Below are 8,623 nucleotides of genomic sequence, written 5' to 3' on the forward strand. Positions count from 1 at the left end.
CATTGTGAGGACTTTTTCAATTCACACATTGCACACAAACAGTGACATGCACCCTTGTCGAAATCGAATGTGCTGTGCAGCCTGAAAGCAGGATACACAGCATTAAGACTTTGATCATGATAGAAACAAAGCCTTTTCTTTAGCACGCCGATTAACAAGCCCTTGCATACGTTTACCACCTGCATTAATCCATACATCAAACTGATCCGCGGCACCACGAATATTATTAGCATTCAACTTTTTCACTAAAGTTGATTCACTAAATGCATTAGCCCCGATGTTGTAGGCAAGTGATACCAGTGCATCAAACTGATTTTGGTTCAGTGGCACCTTTACCGCATTATTTACAGAAGCTTCAAATTTCTTTAAATCGTGCGCCATGTATGCCTTAGCCTGTGCTTCAGTACAGGTATCACCTTTCTTGACCTTAATGCCGTTCGGATAAACCGTGGTACCGAAAGCAATCGTCCACACTCCCACACCGTCGTCATAGGCAGTAAGTCGCTTTCCCTCAAAACTACAAATGAGATCTACACCAAAAAGACTAACCACCATCTGGTCGAACGCAAGCCCCAACATATCAGCCACTGTTGCATCTGTAGCTGTGGCAATTACTTGATTCGCAGCATCAACTTGTTTTTGAGTAAGTGTCCCGCCGCTGATCTTTCTTAAAAAATCAAATATCTGTTTCATTTTCACTTACTCACTTAAACATTGCTTTAAAAGCTGATCGAATTTCAAAGATCAATTCACCAATGGTTTTACCACGTAGCAGCTGAATCGCTTGATACCAGATGCCAATTAACAGCATTCCGAAGATCGCAAAAATTAACATCACAAAGCCTTGTGTCATATGTGAATAGACATGCCAACCATAATATTCAATGAACGCTGATCCTCCATACAAACTAATTGCTACGCTAAAGGTGAACTTCATAATCACCCCTATAGTGATTTTAATTCGCCCCTCAGTGTCGATATCCCCCGATAATGTCAGGGCAAAGATTGCCCCAACCACTGCAGCTATAATTTTAAAAAGCCATGGTAGGCCCTTAATGCTTAATGGGTCATTCATAGACCACTCCTAACTTTTTAAGTATCATTTTCTGTTCATAATAAGAAACCCTGATCTTTATTAGAGATTAGGGTTGGTAGTGGTTTGTTGGGTGTTAAACGCTTTTTTGTTTATAGTAGTTTGACTTTTAAGATTCCAACTACCAAATCAACTACGCTAGAAGTTGGATTCTGATGATAAACAGTCACTAAATTTGCAGAAGTTACCTCTGCCCATATTCTTGTTCCATTTAGTGCTTTATCGAATGAACAAGCAACCATATCGCCAAGTTTTGCGCCTGTTAATGTAACGTTCCAATACTTTATTTCATTTGCTGACAATGATTCAGGGTCGTAAGTTACAGATGTTGAAAGGATTGATGGGTCGAGTGTTGCACAGAAAACAACAAAATTACTTCTCTCATATTGCAAATAGACATCAAACTTTGCAGCTTGCATAAAGCCTTTAAACGTAACGCTAGATTGCCCGTTCACCGTATATCCAGCGGGTGCATTAAAAATAATATCCCCTGTCGGATTTCCAGCGTTGGTTGGGCCCATGACGATGCACGATTTGCGGTTATAGCCTAGTAATTCCAAACGTGGCATATCTGGAGCTAAAATATTGAAAGTTTTTGAAATTCCGTAATGCCAGTATTCGCTGCGATTTGTATCAGTAACATCAATATTCTTAACGTCATTTGCAGCAATTCCTCGGTTTTCTTTAATTAGCCATCGGCCATTTTCAGAAAGCATGATCCCTTCTAAACCAACAGATGTTTTATCCAATTCGTTCGTTGTTGGATTTCGAACCCGTGTCAAATCATAAATTTTGGCCAGATTTAGTGCCACATTTGTAAGATTTGCATAGCTTAGTTGCGCACGAGTTCTACGTACAATGTTAAATGTAGAATCCTCACAGTAAAGACTAATTACAGCACCGCCAACATGCGCTTGGGAAACGGAGTTTCCACCTAGAAGGACATCAATGAAATTAGACTGCCCGGTCTGCGTCCCATAAATTGTTGCTGGGTAGAGAGCGCCAGAATGATAGATAACACTACAGTTTGTTGCGTTAATTTTCCCAATCCGAACTGTTGATGCGTCACTTCCTGCTGTACAAACGCCACCACCAAAAACATAACGAGCTATGCCGGATGTTAGGTTTCTATTCAAGAGCGGGAAGAACGTAATCTGTGATGCTTCATAGTCAATATTACTTACATGATACAGATCGCCAGCAATATACAGAGTCGGATTAAATCGCAAGTCGGTTAGCGGTAATTTTTCAACTTGAATAGTCGAGCTTTGAGTTGTTCCAGTTGTGATATTTTCGGAAACGAGAGTAAATTTGGTTTTATCTGACCATGTATTATTCTCTTCAGTCTGAGAAGGCAACTTGTATCCCGAACCACAACGCGAAACACGAATGTCTGCGATATCTGAGCTTGTTGTTAGATTGTCGATTAAAACACCGTATTCTAAAAACCCATACCCATATGCGCTGTTAATATAGGTGTGCGCACACTGATATTCACCACCCAGCACCAATCCTCTGCGCCATGTACGGTTGTTAAAGACACCACCGCCTAACCCAGTTGGATTTATTGACCCAACCCATTTAAAATCCGTACCACATTGCATTGCGAAAAGCGTATGACCTGCAGACCCTTCTTTTGCTCGAATGTTAAGCCTACCTATTACCGCTTTTGTCGCGCACCCTTCTGCACCACCCAACAAGATGCCCCTAGTAGTATAGAGTGTACCGCTGCAATATGCGGTTCCAACATCCTTAGCTGCAATATAATCAGCAAACGCTTGCAAAGGTCGATACGCATCAAAGTTCTGCAAAGAGCCGCTCGCCTCTGCAATACTATAAGTCAGCATCTCTGGACCAGTGAAAAAATCCCACACAGATGTATTTTCACGCTTTAGTTTTGAATCAAAACCGTCATTAACTTCCTGCTGATTTTTACCACTCGCATCCGCAATAAGACTAGCTACCCAATTTTTATTACTACTCAAATTAGCCATTTGGCTTTGTAAGAATGAATAGTAATTTTGCAATTGTTGCTGTGATACGCCTTGTTGAATAATTTGACTGTTAAGCTCGTTAGCCGTAGTTTGAATTTTTTGATCAAAACTATTAGCTTGAGTCGTTAATTCACTAATAAGCTCTGTTCGAATATTTCTCCCTTTCTCATCCAAATCTTCATAATTCATGTTAATTAATTGGTTCAGAAGGAATTTAGAAACTTCTTCTTCCTGAAGTCTCAACCAAACACTATCCAAATCCTCATTAAGGGTTTCAGGCCGAAATGAGTTATTAAATGATTGGAAATTAGTTGAACGTAAAACTGGTGTACTTCGCTGAATATTAATTTTTTTGCCATTGGCTGGTGCAGTATTAAAAACCACAGCACCACTGCTCAATGACCAACTGCCCACCGATGGTTCAGCATCATCAACCTTTACAATTAAATGATCCTGTTTTTTACAATCAAATTCTAATGAAAATACCTTAGTGACCTCATTAGCTACATATTCTTTGTACGGTATTTGCTCTGGTACAGCCATAGTTGCCCCCTAATCGTTAAAATCTAAGGTGGCTTCTGCAACACCACCGTCTGTTCTCCAATTAGGACGCTCATTCACTTCATTAGTTCTGTGTATTTTTCCGACACGTTCAGGTTGATCAGTAATTGCACCTGCTGCTGAGTCTAGGTAGTCATCGGGTTGACTTGAAACCGCAGGGTTCCATTCCCGCATTTGCTTTGCAACTACCGAATCTTCTTCGTCACCGTTCACACCAGTCTTAACAAGTACTGATATATGCGCCCATAAAAGCCCAGACATTAACGGCCCCTCAAGAGCATCAAGAATCCGTTTATTTTTATTCGATGTCGAAGGCCTTTCTTCTACACCACAACGTAACTTTCTCTTTTTCAAAGCTGCCTTGAGTGAAGATCCAGCAAAGCCACCAATACCATTAGTTTCTATCACAATTTTAGGCACATAGTATTTTTCAACAAGATCACAAAGTTGCCAAACTTGCCCCCCAACAATTTCACCATCATCGTTGGTAATAATGTCAGGGCCTGTTAAAGCAATTGATCGATGCCAGTACTTCGTTCCTAAATCGTCATGTAAAAATAAAGCTACAGATGAAATATCAGATTTAAGCTTGCCGCTAGATGGATCCCATTTCGCCGACATACCCACGATACGGCGCTCACCTAGCATCATGAGATATTGACCATTTGCACGTCTCAGCACGGGCTCACAGTCATAGGCAAGGATTTTGTCAGGATCAAGACGAACATCCCCAATTGGCTTGGCATGCATCTGATACTGTGAATCCCATTCGTTCAGTGTTTTACATTCTTCACGGCGGAACTCCATTTCTTCAGGCGTAAAGCGTTCTTCCCAAATACCCTTAGAATAAAAATCGACAATGTAATTTGATTCTAAAAACGTTACTTCCCAAGCATTCTTTAATTTTCTACATTCGTAGTTTTCACCCTTTCTTAGATATTTCGCACCTACACCAATGCCTGAGAATGCATGTATTGGTTCGAAGTCGAGTAATACTTTTTGACCTTTGACACTGTCCTCAACACGTTTCTCATGCTCAAACATTTTAAGAATCAGCTTACTAACTTTTCGCTGCTTCTTAATTTTTTCATAAAGCGAATCATGGGTGTGTGGTGTACCGATCCAAAGCCGTTTTGCACCAGGAATAGCAATGTGCGTTTGTTCAGATAGCTTTTTAGGTAGCTTCTCTCTTTGCTCAGGGTTTGCCGTGGTCTGTGGTGTCTCAACGTCATCGTTTTGGATGAAGTGCGCACGATGTCCTGTAACACCTGACAAGATGCCTTTTGCCAGCATAGTACCGTAACGAACGTCTGGTGTGCCTTCTACAAACCAACGTTCAATCTCGCCTTGGCGAATAGCAACATTAGGATTACCAGTACACAAAGGATGTCTCTCAAGAACATCACGTGTACCTTTTGAACACTTATAAGCATCCGCATCTGTAGTACCTTGGTGCAAGATTTGAGTGTTAGGCCAGCAGTAGATCACCCACGCATTAAATCCATACTTTGTTATTTTATCTAACACGCTTTGTTCGTTTACATCAGATTTAGTTTTAAATTCCGAAAGAAATTCTTTAAGTGTTTCTGTATCTACACCAGGGAAAATCCTAGTAAGCTCTATAGTTTTTGATAATTCAGCTCCATTTTCCATTTTTAATACAGCTATAGGCCCCCGCCTGCAACAAATGAGCGTTTTAAAAAGTCAGAATCTGCACCTAATGTGTACCATTTCTCACCATCCCACATTTCTGCTGGATCATTGCCATTGGCTAGTTCTTTTAGCTGAACTACTAGCCCACCAAGCAAAGTTGTCATAGCAATAAGCAAACCACCATAAGCCGCCTTAGAAGTGCCTTTCTCAAATGACATTGCACGGCTTCCGTGCCGCATTAAGAAAGCTGCAGGAAAAGATTTAAATTGAAGCATGGACTTGGTAATTTCCCCCATGGCCGTGCCTTTCTTTTGCCCTGCACTCATGAACGTTCTTTCACGCAACCCAGCCTCAACCACTGCCATGCCTTGTTCATCCAGTAAGTGAGCCTGAAAGCTTGAAGCTACTTCATCACGCACTCTTTGCGGATCACCAAAGGCTAATAACTTTTCATCTGGAATTTCATAGATTGAACGTGCAGACATCAACTGATTGCCTTTGCGATCGACAACAGGATCAGCTAAACGCATAACATCCCAAACCTGTGCCCAATCTAGTTCACTTTCGTTCGGTTGCTTGTCTGTATTGTCACGTAATGCCTGATAGTAATTACCAGCATAAATAACTACATCTGCTGCTAAATAAGCCTGTGTGCTCACCCAGTTGTTATATGAGCTCAGCGTGAAAGATACCAGTGCACCAATGTCTTTACCTGAGGGCTTTCCTTTTCGGAATGGAAACCGTGCATTTTCAGAGTCGGTCGGCAAATGGGTGTAAACAAACGGATTCAACTGCCAGTTATCAAAGGCTGTATCACATAAAAGGCGATGTACTGGCACTTCACTATGTGTGAGATACATTTCATACCGATACTGCACAAACTGGATGTCATGTATCTGACTCTCTGTGTATGGAGAAACAATACTTTCAAGTACTTCAAGTGTTTTCGGGTTAACAATCTCGACCAAATTCGGCTTAAAAACAATTAGAAATGCATTGTCTGAATTGACCACAAACGGAATGAGACGTACTGCACCAACCTGTTCCGATAAAAACAGTGTGCCTGGTCTTTTTCGTACCCCACCTTCAACAAGTGGAATCACATTCTTAAGTGTCTTCGCCCCATTGCCATACTGTTGAATGTCTGTGCGTGTATACAGCGTTGGTGATAGCTCCCCAGCACTGAAGTTATTTTTAGTGATGACTTGCTTCATTAGTAGCGTACCCCCATCAAATTAGGGGTGTAATCTGCTGCAAAGTCTTGTGCTGGACGTTCTTGACCATTGATAGCACGTGCTTGTTTCAGCATGTTCTGTAGCTTCTGCCATGCGCTATCAGCACGTTCAGTCTCGCGCTGATTCTTCACATCTGAACCACTAAAGCTTTGTTGACGCTCAGGCGCTCCGTATCGATAGCATTCTGCCCAATGTGATTCATGTAACGCACGCGCAGATTTAAGCTGACCTAAGCGAGCACAATAGATACGAGCGTCATTTTCCATTAGCCACCGCCTAGAGTTGTTTTGCTTTCAGTTTTGGAACCAAGAACACTTCGGCTGTCTGTATTTGCAGTACGTCGACCAGCACGTTTAGCGTTTGCTTCAGCAGTCGCTTTTTCAGCAGCTTTAAGTGCATCACCTTCAGGATCTTGTTGAACGATTTTTGGTTTGCCGCACATGGTTAATCCTCCACTGACCAGCCTTTAGCGGTAAGTACAGGCTTTTTACGCACTGGTGCTACTGCTTGGGTTGTTGGTTGCTGTGTTTGACCACCAGTAAGCTTTACGACTTGCTTACGTGCAGCAACAAGCTCAGCCGTTACGCTTTTTAGTTCTTCTTCCTTAGTGGCAAGTTGTGCGGCAACTGCATCAAATTGCTCTACAGAAATAAAACCTTCAGGTGCTTCGACTGTTGGATCTTGACCGTCTTGGGTTTCGCCTAACGCGGCATCATCACCCGTTGGCTCTGTCGTCTTAGATTCATCAGCTTTCCCCAGCACAGCATCCATTACGTCATCTGTTGAGGTCTGCGCCGTGGTCGTTGTTTCTTTTTTTGCACCCGGTGTTTGTGTCTTGCGTGGTGTAGTAGCCATAAAAAAGCCCCATCATTGGTTGATAGGGCTAATGTGCAGGGTTTCGTGTAGCGGTTTGTTGGGTGATTAATTGAGTTCGTTCAATCGTCTATTAGCTTCATACAGATCAGCACTATTCAATGGTATCCAGAGGGAATCAATTGTTTTGTTAATATTCTTAATCCCATTCCAAATTACATTATATTCATTCTGTTTTGACTCAAGCTGCTCTATTATCATTTCCATCTCCTTGAAATCAGTTTTGACTTTTTTATATTCTTTATTCTTATTAAACTCATCGTTTATAAATTCCCACCACTTAGCTATTGGTTCTCTGTTAGCAGTTACCATACTATCAATTGCTGCAAAGCTTTCAGGATGATTCTTCTGAACATCTAGTGAGAATGCATAGAGCCTTTGACTCAATTTATTACATGAATCCAAAATTTCTCTTAACTCAATAAAATTAGAAGAAATTCTTGTGCTTAACATTATTCTCAGTTCGAAAGATCTTTGTTGGATTAATTGTTTATAACCGAAAATTGCAAGTATCAATGCTACCACAGCAATGACTATCTGAATCTGTCCTGAGTTACCCTCAGCCCACGTCGAAAAACTAACTAAATAGCCCCACATAACTTATGCTTCCAAATTCAACTCTAAAATATAGCCTCATAAAATTTACATATACTTATTTCACAGCTTTTATTTCCAAAACCTCTTTATACTCAACTAGTTTATATTTTAAACCTTTTTCTGCTTTACCAATTAATAGAATTTTATCTCCATTCATCTCAACAATACCCCAATCATTTTTAGAATCTTTTAACAATACCACTCCATTTGAATAAATATTATTGATTAACTTAAGTGATTCAGAGGATGCAATTCTTACAGCCATTAATATCCACATAGCACATACAGCAATCAAGCATAATCTAGAAAAAAAGTTACTAAATCCACCCACAATTAGATACAATCTAAAGTAAATAAATATTAATACTGAGAGCATGATACCCCAAACAATAAGAATAAAGCTCTTTAACTCATAACCTATTAATTCAGCAACGTAAGATCTAAAAATGAAAAGACAAATACAAAAAATAAAAACTAGAATTGACGTTATAAAATCAATGAAATCTCGATATTTATAACCACAAAGAACAGAACCAACAAAAAACCCTAAAAGTAAATTAAACAATAAATTAAAAGAGGAAAATATAATAAAGCTTGGAGTTAGTGAATAAATATAC

8 protein-coding genes and 2 pseudogenes are annotated in these 8,623 nt (G+C 40.3%); all 10 read right to left on the bottom strand.

Annotation, left to right across the window (positions count from 1 at the left end):
- Nucleotides 1-114: 114 nt before the first annotated feature.
- Nucleotides 115-693: a lysozyme gene (locus GVX98_RS06490; protein WP_159127570.1), complete on the bottom strand. Its 579-nt coding sequence runs from the start codon at nt 691-693 to the stop codon at nt 115-117.
- A 10-nt stretch (nt 694-703) separates the two neighbouring features.
- Nucleotides 704-1,075: a hypothetical protein gene (locus GVX98_RS06495; RefSeq protein WP_159127571.1), complete on the bottom strand. Its 372-nt coding sequence runs from the start codon at nt 1,073-1,075 to the stop codon at nt 704-706.
- A gap of 110 nt (nt 1,076-1,185) precedes the next feature.
- Nucleotides 1,186-3,630, bottom strand: coding sequence for a hypothetical protein (locus GVX98_RS06500; protein ID WP_159127572.1), 2,445 nt, complete (start codon nt 3,628-3,630; stop codon nt 1,186-1,188).
- 9 nt (nt 3,631-3,639) lie between these two features.
- Nucleotides 3,640-5,148: pseudogene (gene terL, locus GVX98_RS06505) on the bottom strand (phage terminase large subunit); the annotation flags it as partial.
- 233 nt (nt 5,149-5,381) lie between these two features.
- Nucleotides 5,382-5,840, bottom strand: a pseudogene (locus tag GVX98_RS06510) (hypothetical protein); the annotation flags it as partial.
- A 674-nt stretch (nt 5,841-6,514) separates the two neighbouring features.
- Nucleotides 6,515-6,802 (bottom strand): hypothetical protein, encoded by a 288-nt coding sequence (locus GVX98_RS16895; RefSeq protein ID WP_159127573.1) that lies wholly within the window; start codon nt 6,800-6,802, stop codon nt 6,515-6,517.
- Nucleotides 6,802-6,978, bottom strand: a complete 177-nt coding sequence (locus GVX98_RS16745) for a hypothetical protein (protein WP_171503305.1) — start codon at nt 6,976-6,978, stop codon at nt 6,802-6,804. The genes GVX98_RS16895 and GVX98_RS16745 overlap by 1 nt, the downstream gene beginning before the upstream one ends.
- A 2-nt stretch (nt 6,979-6,980) precedes the next feature.
- Nucleotides 6,981-7,391, bottom strand: a complete 411-nt coding sequence (locus tag GVX98_RS06525) for a hypothetical protein (protein ID WP_159127574.1) — start codon at nt 7,389-7,391, stop codon at nt 6,981-6,983.
- Nucleotides 7,392-7,457: 66 nt separating this feature from the next.
- Nucleotides 7,458-8,006, bottom strand: coding sequence for a hypothetical protein (locus tag GVX98_RS06530; protein WP_159127575.1), 549 nt, complete (start codon nt 8,004-8,006; stop codon nt 7,458-7,460).
- A 55-nt stretch (nt 8,007-8,061) separates the two neighbouring features.
- The coding region (locus GVX98_RS06535) for a hypothetical protein (RefSeq protein WP_159127576.1) at nt 8,062-8,623 on the bottom strand (562 nt) is incomplete at its 5' end.

The organism is Acinetobacter sp. 8I-beige (assembly GCF_902505955.1).
In the GTDB taxonomy this organism is placed as follows: Bacteria; Pseudomonadota; Gammaproteobacteria; order Pseudomonadales; family Moraxellaceae; genus Acinetobacter; species Acinetobacter johnsonii.

Bases quoted from the DNA above. Each gene is read 5' to 3' on its own strand.
- GVX98_RS06530 (WP_159127575.1), bottom strand. From the start codon at position 8,006: ATGTGGGGCTATTTAGTTAGTTTTTCGACGTGGGCTGAGGGTAACTCA.
- GVX98_RS16745 (WP_171503305.1), bottom strand. From the start codon at position 6,978: ATGTGCGGCAAACCAAAAATCGTTCAACAAGATCCTGAAGGTGATGCA.
- GVX98_RS06495 (WP_159127571.1), bottom strand. From the start codon at position 1,075: ATGAATGACCCATTAAGCATTAAGGGCCTACCATGGCTTTTTAAAATT.
- GVX98_RS06490 (WP_159127570.1), bottom strand. From the start codon at position 693: ATGAAACAGATATTTGATTTTTTAAGAAAGATCAGCGGCGGGACACTT.
- GVX98_RS16895 (WP_159127573.1), bottom strand. From the start codon at position 6,802: ATGGAAAATGACGCTCGTATCTATTGTGCTCGCTTAGGTCAGCTTAAA.
- GVX98_RS06500 (WP_159127572.1), bottom strand. From the start codon at position 3,630: ATGGCTGTACCAGAGCAAATACCGTACAAAGAATATGTAGCTAATGAG.
- GVX98_RS06525 (WP_159127574.1), bottom strand. From the start codon at position 7,391: ATGGCTACTACACCACGCAAGACACAAACACCGGGTGCAAAAAAAGAA.